The 25,918-nt window shown below is 69.8% G+C and carries 21 protein-coding genes; 12 read left to right on the plus strand and 9 right to left on the minus strand.

Features of this window, described 5'->3' with window-relative positions:
* Window positions 1–2: 2 nt before the first annotated feature.
* The 5 genes from kdpB to VF106_RS36110 form a co-directional block, all read right to left on the minus strand.
* Complete coding sequence (kdpB, locus tag VF106_RS36090; RefSeq protein ID WP_330844436.1) at window positions 3–2,042, minus strand: potassium-transporting ATPase subunit KdpB; 2,040 nt, start codon at window positions 2,040–2,042, stop codon at window positions 3–5.
* A 139-nt stretch (window positions 2,043–2,181) separates the two neighbouring features.
* A complete protein-coding gene (gene kdpA / locus VF106_RS36095) occupies window positions 2,182–3,831 on the minus strand; it encodes a potassium-transporting ATPase subunit KdpA (protein ID WP_330844437.1) in 1,650 nt (549 codons plus the stop codon).
* Window positions 3,831–3,923 (minus strand): K(+)-transporting ATPase subunit F, encoded by a 93-nt coding sequence (gene kdpF, locus VF106_RS36100; RefSeq protein WP_330844438.1) that lies wholly within the window; start codon window positions 3,921–3,923, stop codon window positions 3,831–3,833. Before kdpF ends, kdpA begins: the two co-directional genes overlap by 1 nt.
* A 616-nt stretch (window positions 3,924–4,539) precedes the next feature.
* Entirely contained in the window at window positions 4,540–6,534 is a 1,995-nt protein-coding gene (locus VF106_RS36105; RefSeq protein ID WP_330844439.1) for an APC family permease, read from the minus strand.
* 136 nt (window positions 6,535–6,670) lie between these two features.
* Window positions 6,671–7,429 carry a hypothetical protein gene (locus tag VF106_RS36110; protein WP_330844440.1) on the minus strand — a complete coding sequence of 253 codons (759 nt, stop codon included), beginning with the start codon at window positions 7,427–7,429 and terminating at the stop codon, window positions 6,671–6,673.
* A gap of 270 nt (window positions 7,430–7,699) precedes the next feature.
* Here VF106_RS36110 and VF106_RS36115 point away from each other — a divergent pair, with 270 nt between their 5' ends.
* Window positions 7,700–7,822 (plus strand): hypothetical protein, encoded by a 123-nt coding sequence (locus VF106_RS36115; RefSeq protein WP_330844441.1) that lies wholly within the window; start codon window positions 7,700–7,702, stop codon window positions 7,820–7,822.
* 21 nt (window positions 7,823–7,843) lie between these two features.
* Here VF106_RS36115 and VF106_RS36120 read toward each other — a convergent pair whose 3' ends face one another.
* Window positions 7,844–8,809, minus strand: a complete 966-nt coding sequence (locus tag VF106_RS36120) for a helix-turn-helix transcriptional regulator (protein ID WP_330844442.1) — start codon at window positions 8,807–8,809, stop codon at window positions 7,844–7,846.
* Window positions 8,810–8,870: 61 nt separating this feature from the next.
* On the opposite strand from VF106_RS36120, the gene VF106_RS36125 reads away from it, so the two are divergent.
* Both VF106_RS36125 and VF106_RS36130 read left to right on the plus strand, forming a co-directional pair.
* Complete coding sequence (locus VF106_RS36125; protein ID WP_330844443.1) at window positions 8,871–9,440, plus strand: DinB family protein; 570 nt, start codon at window positions 8,871–8,873, stop codon at window positions 9,438–9,440.
* Window position 9,441: 1 nt separating this feature from the next.
* Window positions 9,442–9,879: a VOC family protein gene (locus VF106_RS36130; RefSeq protein ID WP_330844444.1), complete on the plus strand. Its 438-nt coding sequence runs from the start codon at window positions 9,442–9,444 to the stop codon at window positions 9,877–9,879.
* Window positions 9,880–9,936: 57 nt separating this feature from the next.
* On the opposite strand, the gene VF106_RS50760 is transcribed toward VF106_RS36130, so the two are convergent.
* Both VF106_RS50760 and VF106_RS36140 read right to left on the minus strand, forming a co-directional pair.
* Window positions 9,937–10,077: a DUF397 domain-containing protein gene (locus VF106_RS50760; protein WP_349257481.1), complete on the minus strand. Its 141-nt coding sequence runs from the start codon at window positions 10,075–10,077 to the stop codon at window positions 9,937–9,939.
* Window positions 10,031–11,053, minus strand: coding sequence for a helix-turn-helix domain-containing protein (locus tag VF106_RS36140; protein WP_349257482.1), 1,023 nt, complete (start codon window positions 11,051–11,053; stop codon window positions 10,031–10,033). Before VF106_RS36140 ends, VF106_RS50760 begins: the two co-directional genes overlap by 47 nt.
* 104 nt (window positions 11,054–11,157) lie before the next feature.
* Between VF106_RS36140 and VF106_RS36145 the strand changes: the two genes are divergently transcribed.
* From VF106_RS36145 to VF106_RS36155, 3 genes are all read left to right on the plus strand, one after another.
* Entirely contained in the window at window positions 11,158–12,168 is a 1,011-nt protein-coding gene (locus tag VF106_RS36145; protein WP_330844446.1) for a methyltransferase, read from the plus strand.
* A gap of 87 nt (window positions 12,169–12,255) precedes the next feature.
* Entirely contained in the window at window positions 12,256–13,464 is a 1,209-nt protein-coding gene (locus VF106_RS36150) for a sulfite oxidase (protein WP_330844447.1), read from the plus strand.
* A 37-nt stretch (window positions 13,465–13,501) separates the two neighbouring features.
* Window positions 13,502–15,544: a serine/threonine-protein kinase gene (locus VF106_RS36155; RefSeq protein ID WP_330844448.1), complete on the plus strand. Its 2,043-nt coding sequence runs from the start codon at window positions 13,502–13,504 to the stop codon at window positions 15,542–15,544.
* A gap of 17 nt (window positions 15,545–15,561) precedes the next feature.
* Here the strand turns inward: VF106_RS36155 and VF106_RS36160 are convergent, their stop codons facing one another.
* Window positions 15,562–16,524, minus strand: a complete 963-nt coding sequence (locus VF106_RS36160) for an alpha/beta hydrolase (protein WP_330844449.1) — start codon at window positions 16,522–16,524, stop codon at window positions 15,562–15,564.
* Between the two features lie 130 nt (window positions 16,525–16,654).
* Between VF106_RS36160 and VF106_RS36165 the strand changes: the two genes are divergently transcribed.
* The 6 genes from VF106_RS36165 to VF106_RS36190 form a co-directional block, all read left to right on the plus strand.
* Window positions 16,655–17,113, plus strand: coding sequence for a MarR family winged helix-turn-helix transcriptional regulator (locus VF106_RS36165; RefSeq protein ID WP_330844450.1), 459 nt, complete (start codon window positions 16,655–16,657; stop codon window positions 17,111–17,113).
* Window positions 17,114–17,491: 378 nt separating this feature from the next.
* Window positions 17,492–19,822, plus strand: coding sequence for a helix-turn-helix transcriptional regulator (locus VF106_RS36170; RefSeq protein WP_330844451.1), 2,331 nt, complete (start codon window positions 17,492–17,494; stop codon window positions 19,820–19,822).
* 167 nt (window positions 19,823–19,989) lie between these two features.
* Window positions 19,990–20,928: a hypothetical protein gene (locus tag VF106_RS36175; RefSeq protein WP_330844452.1), complete on the plus strand. Its 939-nt coding sequence runs from the start codon at window positions 19,990–19,992 to the stop codon at window positions 20,926–20,928.
* 91 nt (window positions 20,929–21,019) lie between these two features.
* Window positions 21,020–22,804: a dynamin family protein gene (locus tag VF106_RS36180; RefSeq protein WP_330844453.1), complete on the plus strand. Its 1,785-nt coding sequence runs from the start codon at window positions 21,020–21,022 to the stop codon at window positions 22,802–22,804.
* Window positions 22,801–24,288 carry a dynamin family protein gene (locus VF106_RS36185; RefSeq protein ID WP_330844454.1) on the plus strand — a complete coding sequence of 496 codons (1,488 nt, stop codon included), beginning with the start codon at window positions 22,801–22,803 and terminating at the stop codon, window positions 24,286–24,288. Before VF106_RS36180 ends, VF106_RS36185 begins: the two co-directional genes overlap by 4 nt.
* Window positions 24,269–25,918: Hsp70 family protein (locus VF106_RS36190; RefSeq protein ID WP_330844455.1), on the plus strand; the 1,650-nt coding region annotated here is incomplete at its 3' end. The genes VF106_RS36185 and VF106_RS36190, both read left to right, overlap by 20 nt.

Consider the following 25,918-nt stretch of genomic DNA (forward strand, 5'->3'; position numbering starts at 1 on the left):
GGTTATCCGATTCCAGGAATGAGACGGACAAGCAGGTCGATCAACCAGATGCCGACAAACGGGGTGACGATCCCGCCGACGCCGTAGATGAGCAGGTTGCGCCGCAGGAGCGAGGACGCCGTGGACGGCCGGTACCGGACCCCGCGCAGTGCCAGCGGGATCAGCCCGATGATGACCAGCGCGTTGAAGATCACCGCCGACAGGATGGCCGACTCCGGGGTGGCCAGGTGCATGATGTTCAGCTTGTCCAGCTGCGGGAAGATGCCCGCGAACATGGCCGGCAGGATCGCGAAGTACTTCGCGAGGTCGTTCGCCACGCTGAACGTGGTGAGCGCCCCACGGGTGATCAGCAGCTGCTTGCCGATCTCGACGATCTCGATCAGCTTGGTCGGGTCCGAGTCGAGGTCGACCATGTTGCCGGCCTCCTTGGCCGCCATGGTCCCCGAGTTCATCGCAACGCCGACGTCCGACTGCGCGAGCGCGGGCGCGTCGTTGGTGCCGTCACCGGTCATCGCGACGAGACGGCCGCCCTCCTGTTCCTTGCGGATCAGCGCCATCTTGTCTTCCGGCTTGGCCTCGGCGAGGTAGTCGTCCACACCGGACTCCTCGGCGATCGCCCTGGCCGTCAACGGGTTGTCGCCCGTGATCATGACCGTTCGGATGCCCATCTGGCGCAGCTCGGCGAACCGCTCCTTCATCGCGGGCTTGACCACGTCGGCCAGCCGGATCACGCCGAGCACCTTGTCGTTCTCGGCCACCACCAAGGGAGTGCCGCCGCCGGCACTGATCTCGTCGACGATCCGGCGGGTCTCCTCGGTGCGGGGGAAGGCACTCGCGGCGCCCTTGCGGATGTGGCGGTCGCCGATGTCGACGCCGCTCATCCTGGTCTGCGCGGTGAACGGCACGAACTCGTGTGCATCGGTCACCTCGACCGGTCCGCCGCACAGCGCAAGCACGCTGCGGCCCTCCGGCGTGGTGTCCGCGACACTGGCCAACCGCGCCGTCTGCATGAGGAGGTCCATCGACGTGCCGGCGACCGGGATCAGCTCGGTGGCCTGCCGGTTGCCGAAGGTGATGGTGCCGGTCTTGTCCAGCAGCAGCGTGGACACGTCCCCGGCGGCCTCGACTGCCCGACCGGACGTGGCGAGCACGTTGCGCTGTACGAGGCGGTCCATGCCGGCGATGCCGATCGCGGACAGCAACGCGCCGATCGTGGTGGGAATCAGGCACACCAGCAGAGCCGTCAGCACGATCACCGACTGCTGGCTGCCGGAGTAGTCGGCGACCGGCTGCAGCGAGACCACGGCGAGCAGGAAGATGATCGTCAGTGTGGACAGCAGGATCGTCAGTGCGATCTCGTTCGGTGTCTTCTGCCGTGCCGCGCCCTCGACGAGCGCGATCATCCGGTCCACGAAGGACTCGCCAGGCTTCGTCGTGATCCGCACGACGATCCGGTCCGACAGAACGGTGGTGCCGCCGGTGACGGAGGAGAAGTCGCCGCCGGACTCGCGGATCACCGGCGCGGACTCACCGGTGATGGCCGACTCGTCCACGGTGGCGATGCCCTCGACGACCTCGCCGTCCCCGGGAATGACCTCGCCCGCCTCGACGACCACGAGGTCACCGACCCGCAGCTCGACGCCCGGCACGCTCTCTTCCGAGCCGTGCGCGGTGAGCCGGCGGGCGACGGTCTCCTTCTTGGTGCGCCGCAAGGTCTCCGCCTGCGCCTTGCCCCGGCCCTCGGCGACCGCCTCGGCCAGGTTCGCGAACAGCACGGTGAACCACAGCCACAACGCGATGGCGACGGCGAACACGCTCGGGTCGGCGATCGCGAACACCGTGGTCAGCACCGACCCGACCCACACCACGAACATGACCGGGTTGCGCAGCTGGTGTTTCGGGTTCAGCTTGCGCAGCGCGTCCGGAAAGGACGTGACCAGCTGGCGCGGGTTGAACACGCCGGCACTGAGCCGGCCGGCCGCCTCCGCGTGGTGATGCTGTGCCTCCAACGGCGTGCGCGGTTTCTCGGTGGTAGTAGTCATGATTTCCCTCGTGTCAGTCTCGCGGCACGCAACCGCACCTCAGGGGAACGTGACGCAAGCCAGTCACCAGTACGTGACCAAACAGAACCATCCATCCACCAACGCAACCAAAACATTGAATTCCGGAGAGGCGGAACAGTCATGCGAGTGCCTCCGCGATAGGCCCGAGGGCGAGAGCTGGGATGAACGTCAACGCGGCGACCAGCACGACCGTGCCGGTGAGCATGGCCGGGAACAGCGCGCCGGTGGTCGGCAGCGTGCCGGCGGTCTCGGGCACCTTCCTCTGCCGCGCCAGCGATCCGGCCAGGCACAGCACCGCCAGGATCGGGACCATTCGGCCGAACAGCATGCAGATGCCCAGCGAGGACTGGAACCACGGGCTGGTGACCGTGATCCCGGCGAACGCGCTGCCGTTGTTGTTCGACGCGGACGCGTAGGCGTAGAACACCTCGGACCAGCCGTGCGAACCGGAGTTCGCCAGGTAGCCCGGGGTACCGGGCAGCATGATCGCGAGACCGGCGCCGAGCAGCAGCACCGTCGGCATCGCCAGGATCGCGATCGCCGACGCGGTCACCTCACGCCGGCCGAGCTTCTTGCCAAGGTACTCCGGCGTCCGGCCGACCATCAGCCCGGCAAGGAACATCGCGATGATCGCCATCACCAGGATGCTGTACAACCCGGTGCCGACCCCGCCCGGCGACAGCTCACCGAACAACATGTTCAGGATCGCTCCCCCGCCGCCGAGACCAGAGAAGCTGTCGTGCATGGCGTTCACCGCGCCCGTGGACGTGCCGGTCGTGGAGTCCGCGAACAACGCCGAGCCGGCGATGCCGAACCGGACCTCCTTGCCCTCCACGTTCGCACCGGCCAGCAACGCGGCAGGGCCGTTCGGGTGCGCCTCCGCCCACCAGATCACGGCCAGCATGGCGCCCCACAGCACGGCCATCACCGACAGCAGCGAGTAGCCCTGCTTGCGGTTGCCGACCACGACGCCGAACGTCCTCGTGAGACTCACCGGGATGACCAGCAGCAGGAAGATCTCGATCAGGTTGGTCCAGTCGTTCGGGTTCTCGAACGGATGGGCCGAGTTGGCGTTGAAGATGCCGCCGCCGTTGGTGCCCAGCTCCTTGATCGCCTCCTGGGACGCGGCCGGCGCGAGCGCGAGCGTGCTCGACGAACCGTCCGGGTTCGTGACGTCCACACCGGACTTCAAGCTCATCACGACACCGAGGCCGATGAGCACGATCGCGAAGACGAACGCCATCGGTAGCAGGATCCGCACGGTGCCGCGGACGAGGTCGACCCAGAAGTTGCCGAGCCGATCGGTCCTGGACCGGACGAACCCGCGCACCAAAGCGATCGCCACGGCCAGACCGACCGCCGCGGACAGGAAGTTCTGCACCGTCAACCCGAGCATCTGGACCGAGTGGCCCATGACCTTTTCGGGGACGTAGGACTGCCAGTTCGTGTTGGTGACGAAGCTGATCGCGTTGTTGAACGCCATGCCCGGCTCGACCGCGCCCCGACCGAAACTGAACGGCAGCAACGGTTGCAGCCGCTGAACCAGGTACAGCAGCACGATCGACACGAACGAGAACCCGAGCACGCCCGCGGCGTAGACCTTCCAGTTCTGCTCGGAGTCCGGGTTCACCCGGACCGTCCGGTAGATCACGCGCTCGACGGCCAGGTGCTTCGTGCTGGTGAACACGCGGGCCATGTAGTCGCCCAACGGCTTGTACACGACGGCCAACGCCAGCACGAGAAGGGCGATCTGGAGAAGGCCGGCCATCAGAACTTCTCCGGCCGGGTGAGAGCCACGAACAGGTAGATGATCAGCAGCAGCGCGAGCACGCCACCAACCACGTTCGCGATACCGCTCATAGCTTCTCCAACCCCCGCAAGGTCAACGCGAACACGACGAAGCCGGCGATCAGCAGCACGGCGAAGGCCAGGTCGGCCATCTACTCATGCCCCTTCCAGCTGGGCCGCCCCGACGGCGGCCAACCGAGAAAAGTGTGTACCGGCCAGCACCTGTGGCGAGCGACCCTGACGAAACCTTGACACCAGGCCCGGACTCCTTGATGAAATCCTCACGCGTCCCGGTGGGGCCGGGACCACTGGGCGTAAAGATGGCGTCAAGGTGCTTCCGTGCGGACGTGGTTCGGGAGTCAACTGGAAGGATGCGGAGAACTCGACGGGCCGACGAGCCGCTTCTCCCCGGCTCGGCCGGCTACCCTCTCGGCTTCGTCGCGGCGGTCGCCGTCACGCTCATGACCGTGACCACGCACGCGACGGACCATCCACTGTGGAGCCTGACCGCCCTGGCCGCGACCACCGCCACGGTCGCCGTCGTCACCACGTTACCCGCCGCGCTCGCGACCGCGGCCGTGTGCTGGGCGCTGCACGCCGGGTTCGTACTGGGCCGGCGCGGCGATCTCCAACTCTCCGCCGCGGCTGCCGACGCCGCACTGGTGCTGTGCGTCGTCGTTGTGCTCGCCTACCTCGCCGGCGTCGCGTTACGCCGGATCTCGCCGGGTGCGTGCTCGGCCCGTGGCCGGGCACGGCGGGTGGAGGAGGCGAGCTGCCAGGGCACACTGGTGACCATCACCCCCGGCACGAACAGCAACCGGCCCTTGAGCCGCAGCGCGCTCTGATTGTGCAGCAGGTTCTCCCACCAGCGACCGACCACGTACTCCGGGATGTACACGCACACCACGTCGCGGGGACTCTCGCGGCGGACGTTCTTCACGTAGGCGACCACGGGTCGGGTGATCTCGCGGTACGGGGACTCGACCACGCGCAGCGACACCGGGATGTCCCGCGCCTCCCACTCCCGTCGCAGCGCCCGGGTTTCCTCGTCGTCGATGTTGACGGTGAGCGCGGTGAGCGTGTCAGGACGGGTGGCACGGGCGAAGGAGAGCGCACGCAGGGTCGGTTTGTGCACAGTGGACACGAGCACCAGGGCATGCACGCGGCTGGGCAGTGTTTCGGTCTCGTCGTCGATGACCAGCTCGGTACGGACGCGGTCGTAGTGGCGGCGGATGGCCCGCATCATCACGTACAGGACCGGGATGGCGATCACGACGAGGTAGGCGCCGTGGGTGAACTTGGTGATCAGCACGACCACGAGCACGATCCCGGTGAAGCAGGCGCCGAACGCGTTGATCGCGCGACCCCACCGGATCCGCCGGCGCTCCGCGGGCGCGGCACTGGCGAGCTTGCGGTTCCAGTGCCGCACCATGCCCGCCTGGCACAGTGTGAACGAAGTGAACACGCCGATGATGTAGAGCTGGATGAGCCGGGTGGCCGAGCCGTCGAAGGCGTAGATCAGCCCGCCGGCCACGGCCGCGAGCAACACGATGCCGTTGGAGAACGTCAGCCGGTCGCCGCGGGTGTGCAGTTGGCGGGGCAGGTAGCGGTCCTGGGCCAGGATCGAGCCAAGCAGGGGGAAGCCGTTGTAGGCGGTGTTCGCGGCCAGGACCAGGATCAGCGCGGCGGCGGCCTGCATGAAGTAGAACGCCACGGTGTTGTCGCCGCCGAACACGGCAGCGGCGATCTGGGCGATGACCGTGCGTTGCGCGTCGGTCTCGCAGTTGCCGGGGAACCCCTGCAGGGCGCAGGTGTTCTCGGTGTAGTGGACGTTCGCGATGAGCGCGAGCGCGGTGATGCCGGCGAACATCAGGATGGACAGCACACCCATGGCGGTCATCGTGGCGGCGGCGTTGCGGCCCTTGGGTTTACGGAACGCCGGCACGCCGTTCGAGATCGCCTCCGCACCCGTCAACGCCGTGCACCCGGAGGAGAACGCCCGCAGCACCAGGAAGATCACGGCCAGACCGGACAAACCGGAATGCTCGGCATGCACCGCCCAGCCCGCGCTCTCCGCCACCGGCGCATCACCGAAGACCGCGCGACCCAGCCCGACCACGATCATGACCAGCGTCCCGACGACGAACGCGTAGGTCGGGACGGCGAACGCCCGCCCGGACTCGCGCACCCCACGCAGGTTCATCGCGGTCAGGAACGCCACGAACGCGAGGTTGATCAGCACCCGGTGCGGGTTCAGCTCGGGTATTGCCGAGATGATGTTGTCCACCCCGGCGGCCACCGACACCGCCACGGTCAGGATGTAGTCCACCAACAACGCCGCCGCCACGACGAGCCCCGCCGACCGACCAAGGTTCCGCGAGGCGACCTCGTACGAGCCGCCCCCGCTCGGGTAGGCCTGCACCACCTGCCGATAGGACAGCACCACCACGGCCAGCAGCACCACGACCGCGAGGCCGACCCAGGGCGCCAGGCTCAGGAACGCCAGCCCACCCAGGGTGAGGATCAGCAGGATCTCCTGCGTCGCGTACGTGACCGACGACAGTGGATCACTGGCGAAGATCGGCAACGCGATCCTCTTCGGCAGCAACGTGTGCCCCAGCCGGTCACTCCGAAATGGACGACCGACGACGAGCCGCTTCACCACGGTGGCAGGTGAGAACACGTCCGCAGCGTAAGTTCCGCACCTCGCCGGAAACGGCGCCGCGGCGTATAGATCCCACCGAAACGCGTATAGATCCCATCAAGATCGCGTTGGTGGAGAGCTGATCGCGTCAGGGGTCACAGCGCGCGGCCGGCCGCTACCTCGGCGGCGCGAGGCAGAGCCGGGCGTACTGGACCAGAGCCCGACTGGCGGGGCTTCCGAAGACCACCAGCGTCTCGTCACCGTCGGCCGTGACCGCCGCCGCTTTCTCGTAGAGATCATTGGCGTACAGCAACCAGTCGACGACCTCGGGATCAACGAACACCGTGAGATACCGCGACCTCAACAGGCCTGCGATCGCCGCCACCAGCGAATCCGTGGTCAGTCCCACGAGCTCGGCGGCCGTGCCACCGATGCCGTACCCACTCTGCTCCGCGAGGGCGTGCTCGTCCGGCGTCATGAGCTCCCATGCCAGGCCGCACACCGTCTCCCTGCCGATCTCCCGGCCCGCCTCCGCCAACAGGTCGATGGCATCCGCTTTCAACTCGGTTCGCGCGGACCTGACCACGATCGAGGGCGCCGCCTCGTCCATCGCCAGCACGCGGGCCCACACATCGTCCGCGTAGGCATAGACGATGCGCAGGTCGCGAGCCTGCTGGGCCGAGCGTTCGAGCGCCACCCGGACGCTGGGACTGACATTGGCCGGCGCTGGCATGGCCTGGAGATGATCATCAAGTTGTCCCCGCAGGGAGCCCGGCAGCTTGGGCACTCTGGGGATCGACGTCTGCACCTTGCTGACACGGAGAATGTCATCGGTACCGGACATCCACGCTCGGGCGACGTCGTCGGCCGAACCACAGGCGGATGCGGCCGACACCGTCACCAACAGAACCGCGGCCAGTCGCCACCGTCGCATCGCGATCCCCTCCATCAAGCCGTCGTCAGCACAGGGTCGGCGGTAACGAAGGAGGTGTTACGCCCCAAGCACAAACGTTGCGCCGTCCATTCACGACAGTCGATAACGGACAGTCGCTGACGTCGACCACGCCCCCGGTGGACACACCGACAATCCTGACGGATTGTCGAACCAGATGATCCGCTACTGGGGCCGGTTCGCGCGGCCGGCGACCCGAACGGCGCCCGCGCCCCACAGTGGCCGAGGGATCGCACGAGCACCGACGCGATCATGTCACTGTCCGCATGCGACACCTCACCCGCGACGGGCGCCTCACCGGCCGCGTGCTCGGCGGTGTCGACCGAGTTCGGCGCCGAACACAACACGGCGTTCTGGAAGAGCCTCGCCGTGTGAGCAAACCGAGCCGCGGCATGGTCACCCGTGTCGCGGCTCGGCCATCGCGGTGAGGCGGCTGGCCAGTTGGGTGGCGGCCTCGCGTAGCTCCGGCGGCTCCAGGATCTCGGCCTCGAAGCCCAGGCGGGCCACGTGCACGGCGAGCCAGTCCAGGTTCTCCCCGCCCGCGACGAGGACGCACCACCCGTCGCGGTCGTCCTCGACGCGGCCCACCTGCGGTGGCACCAGGTCCCGCACCTGTTCGGGCCGGGCACGCAGTCGTACCCGGGCGAGATGCCGGTACGGCGCTTCGGCCACCGAGCGCTGCACGTAGGCGACCGGATCCGGATGTTCCCGTGCCCGGAAGCGCCAGGTCGTCGCCACCACGTCGTGCATTCGGTCCAGCCGGAACGTGCGCCAGTCGGCACGGTCGACGTCCCAGGCCATCAGGTACCAGCGGCGGCCGGTGGCGACCATCCGCACCGGCTCCACCGTGCGCTCGTGCTCGCCGCGGTCCCGCGCGGCATACCGGAACCGCACCCGCACGGCGTCGCGGCAGGCTCGGGCCAGCGTCACCAGTAGTTCCGCGTCGATCTCGACGCCCGGGCCGACCAGCGTCTCGGTGGCGCCGTGCACCGCCCGCACCTCGCCACGCAGACGGGGCGGCATCACCTGGTCGAGTTTCGCGAGCGCCCGCAGTGCCGCCTCGCCCGCCCCCGCGACCGTGCCCCCGGTCGCCAGCCGCAGCGAAACCGCCGTCGCGATCGCCTCCTCGTCGTCGAGGAGCAGCGGCGGCAGCTGGGTTCCCGCGCCGAGCTGGTAACCGCCGCCGACGCCCGCCGTCGCGTGGACCGGGTAGCCGAGCGTGCGCAGCCGTTCAACGTCGCGGCGCACCGAACGGTCGGTGACGCGCAGCTCGGCGGCCAGTTCGGCGGCGGTCCAGGACGGCCGGCGCTGCAGCAGCGCCAGCAGCCGCAGCACCCGTTCGGTCGTCGCCTCGACAGTCACGCGATCATCGTTTCACAGATCACGGACCGATCCTGTCCGCTATTCGTGCGAGGCTGACGCCATGACCAACCTGACCTGGAACCCTCTGCTCCGCGAGCAGACCTCCTGGCACTGGACCCACCAGCTGCGTGATCGTCTCGACGGGCTCACCGACGACGAGTACTTCTGGGAGCCAGTGCCCGGCTGCTGGAGCGTGCGCCCGCGCGGCACGGGCGACGCACCGGTACGGGCCGGGTCCGGCGCGATGACCATCGACTTCGCGTTCCCGCAGCCCGACCCGGCGCCGTTCACGACGATCGCCTGGCGACTCGGGCACGTGATCGTCGGCGTGCTCGCGATGCGCAACGCGGCCCACTTCGGCCGCGCGGCACTCGACTACGAGTCGTTCGAGTACGCGTCGACCGCCGCCGAGGCACTGGCGCAGCTCGACACGGAGTACGCCACCTGGCTGGCCGGGGTCGAGTCACTCGGCGAGACCGGCCTCGCCCGCCCGTGCGGAGAGGCCGAAGGACCCTACGCCGACTACCCGCTGGCCGCGCTCGTGCTGCACATCAACCGTGAGCTGATCCATCATCTGTCCGAGGTCTGCGTGCTTCGCGACCTCTATCTGCACACCCGGAAGGCACACTGACATGGCACGCGACGTTCAGATCACCTTCGACTGCGCCGACCCGGCCGCACTGGCCGCGTTCTGGGCCGACGTGCTCGGCTACCGGTTGCAGGACCCGCCCAAGGGCTTCGAGTCGTGGGACCAGGCACTCGACGCGTTCGGTGTGCCGCCCGAGAGGCGCAACGACGCGTCCGCGGTGCTCGACCCCGAGGGCAACGGGCCGCGGCTGTTCTTCCAGCGGGTGCCGGAGGGCAAGCAGGCCAAGAACCGCGTGCACCTCGATGTGCGAGCCGCGCCAGGGCTCACGGGGGACGAGCGGATGGCGGCCCTGGAAGCGGAGGCGGAACGGCTCGTCGGCCATGGCGCCACCCGGCTCCAGCGCTTCGAGCCCGCTCCCCCGCTCGGAGCCGGTCACATCATCATGGCCGACCCCGAAGGCAACGAGTTCTGCCTCGACTGAGCAGAACCGAGTCCGTCGCTGGGTCCGATGCTCGGGTCGAATACGACGTGGATCGCTTCACTCCCCAGTTGACAGAAACTGACTCCACGCGGTGGTGGGGACCGTGAGCACCGGGCCGGCGGGGTCCTTGGAGTCGCGGACCAGCACCGCGTCAAGCCTCGTAGATGGGGGTTGGCGGCTCGACCACGCCACCTCCACGCAACTCGAACCCGCGCCGCCGCTGTGACTGCTCTTCCGCCATGCCACCTCCACGCAACTCGTTCCCGATCCGCCGCTGTAGCTGCTCTTCCTCCAGATGGTCTGCGACACCCCGTTGACTCCCTCGGTCGTACTGATCGGCCAGATCAGCCGTGAGCTTCCGAGATTGTCCCTCACTCATGGCCGCGGCAGCGAGCATGGGCGCCATTTTTTGGTAACTTCGCACGAATTCGGGATCTTCGAGAACCAAGCCACCATCGCGGAGGTTTTCGAGGTACACGATTGGGCGATCTGCGTGAAACTCCATCAAGTGGAACGCTGCGCCGAAGGCGGACCGCTCTCCGCCGGCGCTCGGCAAGATCCGCACTGTGATGTGGTCAAGGCCTGCGGTGAGCAGGAGATGCAGTAGCTGCTCGTGCATGATCCTCTCGGACCCGACTCGTAGCCGCAGGGCGTTCTCGTGGATGTAAAAGGTGAACCGCGCATGATCCGATAGATTCAGAATTCGCCGCCGCTCCATTCGGGTTCGAACTGAACCTTCCACCCAGTCTTCGGTGAAGTCGGCGTTCACGGCGGTGATGAGTGCTCGGGCATAGTTGGGTGTCTGCAACAACCCGTGGATCACCTGTGGTTCGTAGATGATCGAGTGCTTGGCCGAGGACTCGTGGAAGATCAGCGACTGGAGTGAGCCGTCTATCCGCTCGTCCGACAGGTAATAGCCATGCTTGTGTTCGGCCTGCCGGGTGAACTCGACGATCGGCTGGATCTCGGGCAGTCGCAAGCCGCACATGACCACGTACTGGATGACGTCCGTCGTGGTCGAGGTGCGCCGGCCGTGTTCCATCCGCGAGATCATGGCCGGCGACCAGTCCAGCATGTGTGCGAGTTCCGTAGCAGTGAGACCCGCCTTCTCCCGCGCCTGGCGCAGGATCGCGCCCAGCTCCCGGTAAGCGGCCGACACGTAACGATTGCCCATACCGGCCACGCTAGGTCCGACACCACCGAAACCCCGGGCGCGCCGCGCCAGATCCACCCCATCGAAGCACGCCGGCGCCCGTCTTTCACCGGTAGAAAGTATCGGTGGACGAATCAAAGGCACGACAGTCGATCTACGCAATGGCCGATCTGGTCACCCCGATGTCCATCCGAGTAGCGGCGACGCTCAACCTGGTGGAGCGTGCCGGGAACGCGGGCGCGACCGCAGAACAACTGGCCGCCGAAACCGGAACCTCCGCGCCGGCACTCCGAAGCCTGCTCGATCACCTGGTCTCGGTCGGCGTCTTCGACCTCGGCGACGGACGCTATCGACCCACGAACCTCGGCGCCCAGATGCGCGAGGACGCGCCACTGGGAATCAAGCCGCTGCTCGACATCAACTGCGCCGGCGGACGCGCCGACCTCGCCTTCGTCGAACTGCTCGAAACCGTCACCACCGGCGCTCCCGGATACGTGCGGCGCTACGGGCGTGATTTCTGGACGGACCTCGACGCCAATCCAGAACTGCGGCGCTCGTTCGACACCCAGATGAACTGGCGATACCAGGTGCAGGCGCCGCAGATCGCGGAACGCTTCGACTGGAGCCGGTTTCCCGACATCCTCGACGTCGGCGGGGGCGAGGGCACCCTGCTCGAAGCGATCCTGCAAGCCCATCCCACCGTGCGGGGACGAGTCCTGGACCTGTCTCCCGCGACCACCGCCGCCGCCGAGAGGTTCACGGCAGCCGGACTCGACGATCGGGCCGGCACCATTCCCGGCAGCTTCTTCCACCCCCTGCCGACGGGCGCCGACGCCTACGTCCTGTCCGACATCCTGCACAACTGGGACGACGACCACGTCCGCGAGATCCTGTCCGGCTGCCGCGAAGCCGCCGCCCCGAACGGCACCGTGGTGGTGATCGAGGCGATTCGGGACCGGGGAACCAGCACCGCGATGGACCTGTTCATGTTGATGTGTTTCGGCGGCAGGGAACGGACCGTCGACGAGTTGACGAGCCAGGCCGGGGAATGCGGGCTCATGCTGCGCGGCTCAGGCCAGGTGTCAGACGAGCGAACAGCACTGGAGTTCGCACCCACACGTCACTCTCCCGTGTGAAGCCCCTTCTCACGAAATGAGAAGCCGCGCCAACCGTAACCGGTGTCGGCATGATGAGGCGCGGAAGCGGCGAGAGGGGACACGCTGATGGACCTCACCGACGAAGCCACCTACGACCGGGCACGGATGTGGGACAGGCGGACGTTCCTGCGGCTGACCGGTCTCACGGCGACCGTAGCTCCACTGTGGACGTCCACGGCGGCCGCGGACACGGGTCCCATCGTGAAACCCCTGCCAGCGGAGACGTTCGACGTGCACGGCACGAACGCCGAGACGCGCTGGGGAGCCTTGGCCGGCACCGGAAACCTGGTGCCGATCGATCGGTTCTTCGTGCGTAACCACACGCGGACACCGTTGCTGTCGGCCGACACCTGGCGACTACAACTGTTCGGCACCGGCCTACGTGGCGCCCCCACGGCCGACAACCCGGTCGAGTTCAGCTATCAGGACCTGCTGTACCTCCCAGCCGAAACGGTCACCGCACGTATCGAGTGTGCCGGCAACGGCCGGAGTTTCTACACCACACAACAGAACCAGACCGTGTCGGGCACGCCGTGGCGGCTCGGCGCCGTCGGTGTCGCGCGCTGGCGCGGCGTGCGACTGGCCACTGTGCTCGAACGTGCCGGATTGCGTGCCTCCGCGGTCGACGTGTTGCCGCAAGGCCTTGATCCCGACTTCGTCGCCGGTGGGGTCAACCTCGGACCGGTCCGCCGACCGCTGCCCGTTCGCAAGGCGCTCGAGGATGTCCTGATCGCCTACGAGATGAACGGCGAACCGCTGCCGCCCGACCACGGTTTCCCGGCCCGGCTGGTGGTGCCGGACTGGATCGGCATCGCGTCGATCAAATGGCTCGGCCGGATCGAGGTGTCCGACTCGCCGCTCGTGTCACCGTGGAACACCCAGTTCTACCGGTTCGTCGGGCCGGACTACCCGCCAGAGGGCGAGCTGGTCAGCAAGCAGAACACCAAGAGCGCCTTCGAGTTGCCGTGGAACAGCACTCTCGCCGCCGGCCGCACCCACCACCTGACCGGGCGGTCGTGGTCGGGCACCGGCGGTGTTCGCAAGGTCGAGGTCAGCACGGACGGCGGGCGTTCCTGGCGGTGCGCGACCCCACACGGGCAGGGCCGCGGCTGGCTTCGCTGGACAGTGCCATGGCGCCCAACGGATCCCGGCTCCTACACCCTGCGCGCCCGCGCCACCGACCGCACCGGCGCCGTCCAGCCCGACATCGCGTCCTACAACACCCAGGGCTACCTGTTCGGCGCCGTGGTCCACCACCCGGTCACGGTCACCTGACCAGTGCGCGAGTTCGCTGGTCTGGCACCATATGCCGGTGCGGAACGAGGACGACCAGCCCACCGCGAGACCGCTCGGGGCCGACGATCCCACTGAGATAGGCGACTACCAGGTACACGGCGTGCTTGGCGACGGTGGGATGGGCCGGGTGTACCTGTGCCGCCGCACCGGTGACGGCGCCTTCGTCGCGGTCAAGGTCGTACGGCCGGAGTATGCCGGCGACCTCGCCTTCCGGCGCCGGTTCGAGCAGGAGGTGGACACCGCGCGTCGGGTGCAGGGCCAGTACACGGTCCCGGTCCTGGACGCCGATCCGCGGGCCGAGCAGCCGTGGTTGGCCACCTCCTACATTCCCGGCCCGTCGCTCGCGCACGCGGTGGAGCGCGACGGTCCGCAGCGGCAGGCGGCGGTGCTGTTCCTGGTCGCGGAGGTGGCCGAGGCGCTTCGGTCGATCCACGCCGCGGGCGTGGTGCACCGCGATCTCAAGCCCGCCAACGTGATCCTGTCTCCGGACGGACCGAAGGTGATCGACTTCGGCATCGCCAGGGCCGTGGACGTCACCTCGGTCACGGCGACCGGCGTGCTCGTCGGCACGCCCGCATACATGGCGCCGGAGTACCTGCGTGGTGAGCCGGTCAGCCCGGCGGGGGACGTCTTCGCACTCGGCGTGCTCGCCAACTACGCGGCCACCGGGCGGCTGGCCTACGGCGGCGGCGCGGACGCGGGTGTGCCGTACCGGATCATGGAACGACCGCCCGACCTGACCGGCTGCCCGGAACCGTTGCGCGGCATCGTGTCCCGTTGCCTGGAAAAGGATCCGCGGCGGCGGCCGACGCCGGACGAGGTGATCCGGCTGTGCGCCGCCGCGTTGCCGCAGGCGTGGTCCGTACCGGACGGCACCGCGATCGTCCACCCCGCAGGGCCCGTCCGACGCCGCGTCCGGTCCACCCGCGGCGCGCTGGCGGCCGGCGGGATCCTGCTGGTCGTCGCGCTCATCGCGGCGTTCGTGGTGTGGAACCCATGGGGACCGGACTCCCCCGGCGCGAGCGAGGGCGCGGGCAGCGGGCCGACGACCACGACCTCCTCCACGCCGGAGGTACCGATCCAGTGCGAGGGAGTGAAGCAGCACCTCGAGACCAGCGGGCCCGGCATCGAGTACAACATCATCGGCGTGTACGCCGAGGCCTACGGCAAACGCTGTCCCGGCGTGAACGTGTCGTTCGACGGCACGTTCCCCGGTCCCTGGACCGAGTTCTTCGCCGCCGGGGACCTCGACTTCGCCGGGACGAACGGCCCGCTCAGCGCCGAGGAAGTCGGTCCGGTGACCGCGCGCTGCCAGGGCAACGCGCCATGGCAGCTGCCGATGGTGTTCCGCCCGATCGTCATCATGTACCGACTGGACGGCGTCGACGACCTCACCCTCAACGGCGAGGTCACGGCCAAGATCTTCAACGGCACCATCACGAACTGGAACGACCCGGCGATCAAGGCGTTGAACCGCTCGGCGAACCTGCCCGACCAGGCCATCGAGGTGTTCTACCGCGACAAGAGCGAGGACAACGCGCCCTTCCAGTCCTGGCTCAGGGTGTCCTCGAACGGCGCGTGGACCACGGACACCGGTGAGACGTACACCGGCGGGATCGGCACGGACGTCGAGCACAGCAGCATGAAGGACGAGATCGGGGTGCGGTCGGGCGCGATCGGCTACAGCACGTGGCGGGAGGCGTTCGACCACGGCATCGCGACCGCCCGTGTCGACAGCGGCCACGGCCCGGTGGCGGTGTCGATGAAGTCGACGGCCAACGCGATCCCCGCCGACAAGATCATCGGCCCGGGCAACGACCTGGTGCTGAACATGGAACAGGTCTACGCCGCCCCGCCACCGGACACCTACCCGGTCCTGATGGTCACCTACTACATCGTCTGCTCGAAGGGATACGACCCGCCGACCGCGGCGGCGATCAGGGCGTTCCTGACCGCCGCCGCCACCGACGGCCAGCCGATGCTCCAAGGCAGTGGCGGCGTCCCGATATCCGCCGGGCTGAAGGCCCGGCTGCTCCAGGCGGCCGCCGCCGTCAGCTGACCCTCCACTGTGGATTTCTATGCGGTGCCAAGGGAAGCGCGCAGGCTGGCGATGGCCTGGTTGATGGCACCCTCGGCGGCGTGGGTGCCGCGCAGGGCGTTGAGCATCACGAAGTCGTGGATGATGCCCTGGTAGCGCACGGCGGTGACGGGGACGCCTGCGGCGCGCAGCTTGTTGGCGTAGGCCTCGCCCTCGTCGCGCAGGACGTCGGCCTCGGCGGTGATGACCAGTGCCGGGGGCAGGTCGGCGAGTTGTCCTGTGGTGGCGCGCAGCGGTGAGGCGGTGATCTCGGCGCGCTGGGTCTCGTCGGTGGTGTACTGGTCCCAGAACCACTGCATGGCGTCGCGACGCAGGAAGTAGCCCTCCGCGAACTGGTGGTAGGAGCCGGTGTCGAAGCTCGCGTCGGTGACCGGGTAGAACAGCACCTGCGCCACCAGCGGCACGTCGCCGCGTTCCTTGGCCATCAGGGTCAGCGCGGCGGACATGTTGCCGCCAACGGAGTCACCTGCCACGGCGATCCGGGTGGCGTCCAGGTTGTTCGCCGCGCCTTCGGTGACGACCCAGCGGGCCACCGCGTAGTTCTGCTCGATCGCGACCGGGAAGCGGGCCTCGGGCGACAGGTCGTACTCGGGGAACACGACCGCGGCCCGGGCGCCGACGGCCAGCTCACGCACGAGACGGTCATGGGTGTGGGCGTTGCCGAACACCCAGCCGGCGCCGTGGATGTAGATGATCACCGGCAGCGTCCCGTCGGCGTCGACCGGGCGCACGATCCGCGCGCGGACCGAACCGGTCGGCCCACCCTGGACGGTCACCCACTCCTCGGCGACCTCGGGCTTTTCGATCTCACCGGACTGCACCTCGTCCACGGTCTTGCGACCGTCGACCGGGCCGAGGTCGAACAGGTACGGCGGGTTCGCGGTGGCTTGCGCGAACTCGGCGGCGGCGGGTTCCAGCACCGGGGTGACGTTCTCGGACATGACGGGCTCCTCACGGGGTCTGCGGTGGTGCCGACTCCCAGAACAGTAGCGCGAGACTTAGTCGTGCACAACTTAATCGGACTCGATATGATGGTGAGCGTCAGCACAAGGCAGTAGACGGGAAGACGGCATGACAACCGCAGCACGCACCTCAGGGTTATCGAGTTCACTCCTGCTCCAGGACCAGCTCTGCTTCGCCCTCTACGCCGCCTCCCGTGCGGTCATCGCCCGCTACCGGCCCCTGCTGGACGTGCTCGGTCTGACCTATCCCCAGTACCTGGTCATGCTCGTACTGTGGGAACGCGACCAGGTCTCCGTCCGTGAGCTGGGCACCGCGCTGCAACTGGAGTCCAGCACCCTGTCCCCACTGCTCAAACGGCTGGAGGCAAACGGCCTCATCCGCCGCGAACGACGCGTCGACGACGAACGTTCCGTCGCCATCCACCTCACCGAAGAGGGCACCGCGCTCCGGGACAAGGCCAACACCGTCCCCCTGGCCATCGCCGAGGCCATGGGCTTGACCCCCGAACAGCACACCGCCGCGAAGGACCTGCTCCGCCTGCTGACCGCGAACCTCACGACCAGCTGACAAGCCCTCGCTGGCCCGCACCCGCCCACGCCGGCAGGTGGAGCGGACTTCGCCCGCGACGCGGGCCGGGCGCTGCGCGCCCGTGGCACGGGATCGCTAGCCCGCGCCGGGTGCGCGGCCCAGCGATCTGAGCGTGCGGTGAAGGACTCTTGGCGGTGGTGAAGGACGCAGTGATTCCTCGCATCACGGCCGGCCGAAGTCGCCACCGCCCCGTGACGCGAGGCGGTTCCGGGCGCTGCGCTCCCGCAACCGCGTAGCGGGACCACCGAGCCGCGCCGCAGGTGCGCCACGCGACACACCGCAAGCCCTGACGCAGCCCGGCGGTTTCTTCCTCGGCTTTGTAGGATCTCGGCACCGGCCCGGTTTCCAGGAGGCGCCGTGGCGGTGGTGGTGGGTGTCGACGGCGCCGGGCGGACGTACCGTCTCGGCCGGCTCGCGGCCGCCTCCGGCACGCGGGCGTGGTGGGTCGGCTCCGGTGAGCTGGGAGCCGGACTCGCCGCCGCGCGGGAGGCCGGCGCGCTGGTCGTGGCGGACGACGCGCACCGGCTCGCGCCGGACGCGTTGCGTGCGCTCGCCGCTGCCGCACGGTCCGGCCTGCGGATACTGGTGGCCCGCAGGCCGACGATCGACAACCCGGCCCTGGCCGAACTGGACGAGGCCGCGGCCACCGACGGCGTGGAACTGCTTGGCCCGCTGGACGAGACCGAACTGGGCGCGCTGGTGGCCGCGGTGACCGGGCGCCCCGTGTCGCCCGAGGTCGCGGCCGCCGCGCACGAGGTATCCGCGGGCATGCCGGGCGTGGCGGCGGCGGTGGCCCGTGACGGCGTTCGGCCCGGCGTCCCGGCGCCGGCGTTGCTGGCTCGGGTGCAGCGACGGTTCGCGGTGCTGCCCCAGCAGGTCGGGGCGGTGGCGCGCGTGGTGGCGCTGCGGCTCGACCTGACCGACGACGTGCTGGCGGCCGCGGCGGGAGTGCGCGGCGACGAACTGCCCGGTGTGCTGCGGACGTTGCGGGACGAAGGCATGCTGGTGCCCGGCGGCGAGCGGATGATCCCGGCCATCGCCGACGCCGTGCTCGGCGAACTGTCCGCCGCCGAGCGACGCCGGCTGCACGACACGGCAGCGCGGGCACTCGCCGCCGCAGGAGCGGATCCGCTGGTCATCGCCCCGCAGCTGCGTGCGGCGAAGGTGCGGTCCCCCGCTGTGGCGGACATGTTCCGGCAGGCCGGTGAGCGCACCCGTTTCACCGACCCGGCCGCCGCGCTGGCCTGGTTCGACGACGCGACCGAGGCAGGAGCCGAGCCGTCGGCGGTCGCGGTCGGGCGGGCCGAGGCGAGTGTCCTGCTCGGGCTGGACCCCGACCTCGACGTGCCGGTGCCATCGAAGTCCTCGGCACGCCTCGCTCGGCTCGCCGGCGCCGCCGCGGCACACGACGGCCGCGCGGACCGTTCGGCGGACCTGCTGCTCGGTGCCGGCGATCCGCAGGCGCGCTTGCTGGCCGTGCCCGTCCTGGTGGGCACCGGACGGCTGGCGGACGCGCAAGCGGCCACGGCCGAGCCCGCCGCGGCACCGTCAGCGGCACGTTTCGCCGAGGCCGTGCTCGACGCGGTCCGCGACCCCGAAGCCGCTGTGCCGCAACTGATCGAGGCGGCCGAGATGATCGAGCGGGCCACCCCGGTCGCGGTGCTTCCGGACACGCCGCACGCCATCGGTGCCGTCGTCGCCGTGCTCGCCGGGGACGTGGCGGCCGCCGAGTACCTCCTCGACCGGGCCGCGCGTCTCGAAATGGGCGGGCCGGCGGCGGCCGAACGGCACCGACTATTGCTTGCCTGGGCCCGAATGCGTGCCGGGCGCTACGACACGGCGCTCGCAGAACTCGCACGACCGGCGACAAGTGAACTGCCCGCGCGGGATCGACTGCTGCGCGCGGCACTCTCCGCGGGCATGGCACGCAGGCGCGGGGACATCGCCGGACTGCGGGCCGTCTGGGGCGCGGTCGAACCCGTGCTCGCCCGTCGCGCGGTGGACCTGTGGCAGCTGGAACCCATAGAAGAGCTCCTCGTGGCCGCGGCGCGACTTCGGCACGGGCGTCGGATCGAGCCGATTCTCGCGGTACTCGCACGCACCGTCGACCAACTCGGCCGGCCACCAGCGTGGACGGCGGCACTGCACTGGCTCCGGGTGCAGGTCGCGGTGGCGAGTGACGACCCGGACAGCGCGGCGGCGTGGGCCCGCCAGACCGAGACGGACGGGCAGCCGGTCGGGCACCGGGCAGCGGCCGAACGCGCGGCCGCCACGGTCTGGGCACAGGTGCTCGCCGGCACTCCCCCGCCACCCGACACGGTCCTCGCCGTCACCGACCAGCTCGTGGCCGCACAGCTCCCGTGGGAGGCCTCCCGTCTCGCCGGGCAGGCAGCCATCCACGCCACCGATCCCGTCGTCGCCCGCCGGCTACTCGAGCGGGCCCGCGAACTGTCCGAACCGGACTCCCCGACGACCGATGCTGCGCAGAGTGGCGGGCTTTCCGAGCGTGAGCTGGCCGTGGCCAAGCTCGTCCTCGCCGGCAGCACCCACCGGGAAATCGGCGCCCAGCTCTACATCGCGCCCAAGACCGTCGAGCACCACGTCGCACGCATCCGCGCCAAACTCGGCGCCGGCTCCCGTGCGGAACTGCTCGCGACCCTCCGCGAAATCCTCGCTGACCAAGCGTGACCGGCCGGCGCCGCACGGTTTACCCGACACACACCGCGCCTTCCCGCCGACGTATCCCCTAGCGGCCCCCCATCGTCATGGGGGTCTCCCCGATGCCCGGACCTCCACCAGCGCCGCACTCTGGGAACACGCCCGGCGAAACGGGCCGCACCGATCGAGGAGGAACCATGGCCATCAACGTCGCAGAGGAACTGCGGTCCTTCATCCAGAGCCTCATGACCGACCGAAGCTTCGCCGCACACTACGCCGAGGACCCGCGCGGAATGCTCGCCGCACAAGGGGTCACCGACCACGATCTGTCCGGTGTGGACATGCCGGCCACGGTTCGCGAGGTGTGCGCCGACCCCGCGGTGTCGCAGGAGACGAGATCCGCCCTGCAGAGCTACACGGGTGGCTCCAGCGGCCCGGCCCACACCGCCGCCACGCAGAGCGTGGAGCACGTCGTCCAGCACCTCAACTACGTCACCTACCAGACCTACGAGGGTGACGAGTACATCACCAACCTGATCGACAACAGCGTCGACAACAGTGTCGACGTCGACGTCGACGGCAACGTGTTCGGTGACGTGGACGTCAACGCGGTCACCGGCGAGCAGGGCCAGATCATCGACGGCGACAACTTCGGCCAGGCCAACACCGGCGACGGCGCGGTCCTCGCGGGCGACGACGCCAAGGGCGTCAACACCGGGGTCAACACGGGCATCAACGCGGGCGACGACGTCGAGAACGCGGTGGTCGGCGACAACAACGAGACCGCGCAGATCAGCGGCAGCGCCGACCAGTCCGCGATCGGGTTCGGCGACGGCGACGTGACCAACCTGGGCGGCGCCGACATCGACGACGCCGCGGTCAACTTCGGCGACGGCGACGCCACCAACGTCTCCGACAACACCCTCGACGACGGCTCGGCGATCGCGGTCGGCGGCAACGCCAGCGGCACCAACATCGAGGACAACGACACCACGGTCACCACCACCGTGGAGGACAACGACGTGACGGTCAACGACAACGACACCACCGTGTCCGACAACGACACCACGGTCACCGCCGTGCAGGACAACGACACCATCCAAAGCGGCGACGACACCGCCTTCGCCAACCAGTAGTCACCCCGGAAAGCGACGCGGGTCGGTTCGGTTCGTGGCCGATCGACCCGCTGCCGCATGCCCGGCCCGGTCCGTCCACACGGGAGCAATCATGACGAAGGCAGCCACCGCGCCAGACGCGGCCCGCGCCCACGCGCTGGTTGACCTCGGGTTGCGCGCCTGCGAGGCGTTCGACCGGCCCGACCTCGCCGCCCGGCTGACCGAGGCCAGGCGCAGGCTGGCCGACCCGGTGATCAACGTCGTCGTCGTCGGCGAGTTCAAGCAGGGCAAGAGCACCCTGGTCAACGCGCTGGTCGGGGCGCCGGTCTGCCCGGTGGACGACGACGCGGCCACCGCCGTGCCGACGTTCGTCCGGCACGGCGAGAAGGCCGGCGCCGAACTGTGGCGGGACGGAGACACCCGCGAGGCCATCGAGCTGGCCGACGTGCGCCGGCACGTGGTGGAGAGCAGCGACGGCGAGCCGCGGGTCGGCGGTGTCGAGGTCCGCATCCCGAGGGCACTGCTCGCCACCGGGCTCGTCCTCGTCGACACCCCGGGGATCGGCGGGCTCGGCTCCGCGCACGCCGCGGCGAGCCTGGCCGCGATCTCCCTGGCCGACGCGGTGCTGTTCGTGACCAGCGCCGCGCAGGAGCTGACACGCAGCGAGATGGAGTTCCTGCGGCGCGCCCGCACGATGTGCCCGACAGTCGCGTGTGTACTCACCAAGACCGACTTCTACCCCGCGTGGCGCCGGATCCGCGACCTCGACGCGGCACACCTGGCCGCCGAGGGTGACATCCCGCTGCTGGCCGTCTCCTCCGCCCTTCGTGCCCGCGCGGTCAAGAACAGCGACGCCGAGCTGAACGCAGAGTCCGGCTTCCCCGAGCTGATCACGCTGGTGCGTGAGCAGGTCGGCGGGTCGGCCGAGCAGCGGCTCGCCACCGAGGCGGCAGCCGAGGTCGTCGCGTTGTGCGACCACCTCGAGACGTCGTTCGCCGCGGAGCGGGCAGCGCTGGCCGATCCCGCTGCCGCACAACGGGTCGTCGACGAGCTGACGGCGGTCAAGTCCCATGTGGAGCGGTTGACGACGGCCGCGGCCAAGTGGAACCAGACGCTCAGCGACGGGATCGGCGACCTCACGTCGGACGTCGACTTCGACCTCAAGGCACGGATCAAGGAGGTCACCGCCGAGGCCGACGAGACGATCGAGGCCGGCGACCCCGCGGACACCTGGGCCGAGTTCGGCCCGTGGCTGCAGGCCAGGACCGCCGAGGCGCTGCTGTCGAACTACGAGCTGCTGCGCGAGCGGGCCACCGAGCTGTCCGAACGGGTCGGTGAGCACTTCCGGGAGGCCGCGGGCGCGGCGTTCACCCGGCCATCCGTGCACGACCCGACGCCGCTCGCCGCCGCGGAGGTCGGCGAGGACCTGGACCTGAAGAAGATGCGTGTCGTCAAGCAGGCCATGGTGGCGCTGAAGGGCGCGTACGGCGGCGCGATGATGTTCACGCTCGTCGGCGGCATGGTGGGGATCATCCTCGGTCCGATCGGCATCGGCATCGGGCTGGTGCTCGGCCACCGCGGCCTGCGTGAGGAGAAGAAGCGCCAGATCCAGAAACGGCGCACCGAAGCCAAGAACGCGGCCCGCCGCTACTGCGACAAGATCACGTTCGTCGCCGGTAAGGACTCGCGGGACACGCTGCGCCGGGTGCAGCGCGAGCTGCGGGACCACTACACCGCGCTCGCCGAGGAGCTGAACCGGTCCAACGCCCGGGCGCTGACCGCGGCGACCGAAGCCGCCAAACGGACACAGGCCAGCCGGGAGAAGCGGCTCAAGGACGTCGACGCCGAGCTGGCCCGGCTGGCGCAACTTCGCGCCAAGGCGGTGGTTTTCTCGTGAGCCTTCTTGACCGGACTCGGGCGGTGCTCGACCACGCGATCCAGGTGTACCGGGGCACGCCGCACGGCGCGCGTCTCGTCGCGACCCGCGGCCGGCTGGACCAGCCGCTGCGCGTGGCCGTCGCCGGACGGGTCAAGGCGGGGAAGTCCACGCTGCTCAACGCGCTCGTCGGCGAGCGCCTCGCGCCGACGGACGCGGGCGAGTGCACCCGCATCGTCACCTGGTACCAGGACGGGCACACCTACCAGGTGCGCGCCAGGGTGGGCCGGGAGGAGCGGCAGCTGCGGTTCAACCGCGAGAACGGCCAGCTCGACATCGACCTCGGCGGGCTACATGCGTCCGATGTGGACGAACTGGTGGTGACCTGGCCGACGCGGGCCCTGCGTGCGGCGACTCTTGTGGACACACCGGGGATCGGGTCGCTGTCGGAGTCGGCGGCGAAGCGGACCTGGGACCTGCTCGTTCCGGACGAGGAGGAGACCCCGGCCGACGCGGTGCTGTACCTGATGCGCCACCTGCACGCCGGCGATGTGGAGTTCCTGCGTGCGTTCCACGACTCGGAGGTGTCCCGTCCCAGCCCGGTGAACGCGATCGGGGTGCTGTCACGTGCCGACGAGATCGCGGTGGGCCGGCTGGACTCGATGGCCTCGGCCCGGCGGGTTGCCACGCGGCTCGGTGAGGACCCGAGCGTGCGGCGGCTGGTGCAGTCGGTCGTGCCGGTGGCAGGACTGCTCGCCGAGACGGCGGTGACGCTGACCGAGGAGGAGGTCGGCCAGCTGCGCCGGATCGCCAACCTGTCCCCACGAGACGCCGAGGAGCTGCTGCTGTCGACCGACCGGTTCGTGCGCATGCGGCCGGAGCTGGGCCTGACGTCACCGGAGCGGGAGTCGCTGCTGGCCCGTTTCGGCATGTTCGGGGTGCGGCTGGCGAGCACGATGCTGCGGCGCGGTGTCGCCGGCACGGCCACCGAGCTGGCCCGTGAGCTGGCGGAGCGCAGCGGTCTGACGCAGTTGGAGGACCTGCTGTCGTCGCTTTTCCTGGAGCGCCGCGATGTGCTGAAGTGCCGCTCGACGCTGCTGGCGGTCGCCGACGTGGTCCGCGCCTGGCCGGGGCCGGGTAGTGAGGCGCTGGCCGGCGAGGTCGAGGCCGTCATGTCGTCCGCCCATCCGTTCAACGAACTACGTGTGTTGTCGGGGCTGCGGGCCGGATGGGTGTCCGGCAAGGACGAGGTGGTCGCCGACCTCGAGCGGGTGATCGGCGGCACGGGCGGCGCGGCCCATCAGCGGCTGCGTCTGCCCGAGGACGCGGGCCACCGCGAGCTCACCAACGCGGCGACGGACGCGCTCTCGCGCTGGCAGCGCCGCGCGGAGAACCCACTCACCAGCTACGAGCTGGCGGTCGCCGCGCGGGTGGCCGTCCGGTCGTGCGAAGGCATGCTGGCCGACCTTCTTTCGGAGCACCGTGATGTACGCACTCGGCATTGACCTCGGCACCACCTACACCGCGGCGGCGACCTGGCGCGACGGCCAGGCACAGATCGTCTCGCTCGGCGGGCGCGGGGCCGCGATCCCGTCGGTCGTGCTGCTGCGCGCCGACGAGACGTTCCTGACCGGCGAGGCCGCCAACCGCCGTGGCCTCACCGAACCACAGCGCGTCGCACGCGAGTTCAAGCGCCGCGTCGGCGACCCGACCCCGGTCATGCTCGGCGGTGCCCCGTACTCGGCGGAAGCCCTGATGTCGCAACTACTGCGGGCGGTGGTGTCCGAAGTGGTCACCCGGGAGGGCGCCCCGCCGCTGACGGTGTGCGTGTCACATCCAGCGAACTGGGGACCGTACAAAATCGACCTGCTGCGCCAGGCCGTCCGCATGGCGGACCTGCCATCGGTGTCGTTCGTGACCGAACCCGAGGCGGCCGCGGTCAACTACGCGCAGGAACAACGACTCGGGGTCGGCGCGGTGGTCGCGGTCTACGACCTGGGCGGCGGCACGTTCGACTCGGCCGTGCTGCAACGAACCGCCGGCGGCTTCACGATCCTCGGCGAGCCGGAGGGGATCGAACGACTGGGCGGCATCGACTTCGACGCCGCGGTGTTCAACCACGTACGAACGACCCTGGGGTCCGCACTGGACGACCTGGACGAGGACGACCCAGCGGTGATCACGGCGGTGGCCCGGCTGCGAGAGGAGTGTGTGGAGGCCAAGGAGGCCCTCTCCGCCGACACGGACACGACGATCCCGGTGCTGCTGCCGTCGGTGAACACGGAGGTCCGGCTCACCCGAAGCGAGCTGGAGTCGATGGTCCGCCCCGCCCTCCACGGCTCGATCGAGGCGTTACGGCGAGCCGTCAGGTCGGCCGGGCTCACGCCGGAGCAGTTGCACTCGGTGCTGCTGGTCGGTGGGTCGTCGCGCATGCCGCTCGTGGGGCAACTCGTCACCGCCGAACTGGGCCGCCCGGTCGCCGTGGACACACACCCGAAGCACGCCGTGGCCCTGGGCGCGGCCCGACTGGCCGGCGGCGGGTTCGTCCTGCCAGCCGGCTCCGCCCGGAGACGCTCAGCGGCCGCCAGGTTCAACGGGCCACCTCGCACGGCCGCCGCCGGCGCGGCGGGTGTGGCTGGCGCAGGGGCGGCGGGTGTAGCTGGCGCAGGGGCGGCGGGTGTAGCCGGCGCTGGCGCGGCGGCGAGCGTGGCGGGCGGCGCGGACGCGGGCACGGCTGGCGCTGGAGCGGCGGGCGCGGCACGTGGCGCGCCGGAGATTGGCCGCCGGGGCGGGGCAGCCGCCGGTTCGGCGGCGGGAATGGGCTTCGCCGGCGGGACCGCCGCGGCCGGACTCCGCGGTGGGCCTGGTGGGAGCGCCACTCCGGTCGCTGGCCCGGCAGGACACGGCGGCGCAGGCGGGACAGCTGAAGCTGGGGCTGCCAACAGAACCAGCGGAACAACCGGCCCGGAAGCCAGCCAGCAGCCCGGCGGCCCGACCGCAGCCGCCGGGCTCGGCAACCGCCCTGGCAGAGGCACCACCCCCGACGCTGGCCCGGCAGGACACGGCGGCGCAGGCAGGACAGCTGAAGCCGGGGCCGCCAGCAGAACCAGCGGAACAACCGGCCCGGAAGCCAGC

It is taken from the genome of Actinophytocola sp., assembly GCF_036378875.1.
Classification (GTDB): domain Bacteria; phylum Actinomycetota; class Actinomycetes; order Mycobacteriales; family Pseudonocardiaceae; genus Actinophytocola.

Bases quoted from the DNA above. Each gene is read 5' to 3' on its own strand.
- kdpB (WP_330844436.1), bottom strand. From the start codon at position 2,042: ATGACTACTACCACCGAGAAACCGCGCACGCCGTTGGAGGCACAGCAT.
- kdpA (WP_330844437.1), bottom strand. From the start codon at position 3,831: ATGGCCGGCCTTCTCCAGATCGCCCTTCTCGTGCTGGCGTTGGCCGTC.
- kdpF (WP_330844438.1), bottom strand. From the start codon at position 3,923: ATGAGCGGTATCGCGAACGTGGTTGGTGGCGTGCTCGCGCTGCTGCTG.
- VF106_RS36110 (WP_330844440.1), bottom strand. From the start codon at position 7,429: ATGCGACGGTGGCGACTGGCCGCGGTTCTGTTGGTGACGGTGTCGGCC.
- VF106_RS36115 (WP_330844441.1), top strand. From the start codon at position 7,700: ATGTCACTGTCCGCATGCGACACCTCACCCGCGACGGGCGCCTCACCG.
- VF106_RS36125 (WP_330844443.1), top strand. From the start codon at position 8,871: ATGACCAACCTGACCTGGAACCCTCTGCTCCGCGAGCAGACCTCCTGG.
- VF106_RS36130 (WP_330844444.1), top strand. From the start codon at position 9,442: ATGGCACGCGACGTTCAGATCACCTTCGACTGCGCCGACCCGGCCGCA.
- VF106_RS36140 (WP_349257482.1), bottom strand. From the start codon at position 11,053: ATGGGCAATCGTTACGTGTCGGCCGCTTACCGGGAGCTGGGCGCGATC.
- VF106_RS36150 (WP_330844447.1), top strand. From the start codon at position 12,256: ATGGACCTCACCGACGAAGCCACCTACGACCGGGCACGGATGTGGGAC.
- VF106_RS36160 (WP_330844449.1), bottom strand. From the start codon at position 16,524: ATGTCCGAGAACGTCACCCCGGTGCTGGAACCCGCCGCCGCCGAGTTC.
- VF106_RS36165 (WP_330844450.1), top strand. From the start codon at position 16,655: ATGACAACCGCAGCACGCACCTCAGGGTTATCGAGTTCACTCCTGCTC.
- VF106_RS36175 (WP_330844452.1), top strand. From the start codon at position 19,990: ATGGCCATCAACGTCGCAGAGGAACTGCGGTCCTTCATCCAGAGCCTC.
- VF106_RS36180 (WP_330844453.1), top strand. From the start codon at position 21,020: ATGACGAAGGCAGCCACCGCGCCAGACGCGGCCCGCGCCCACGCGCTG.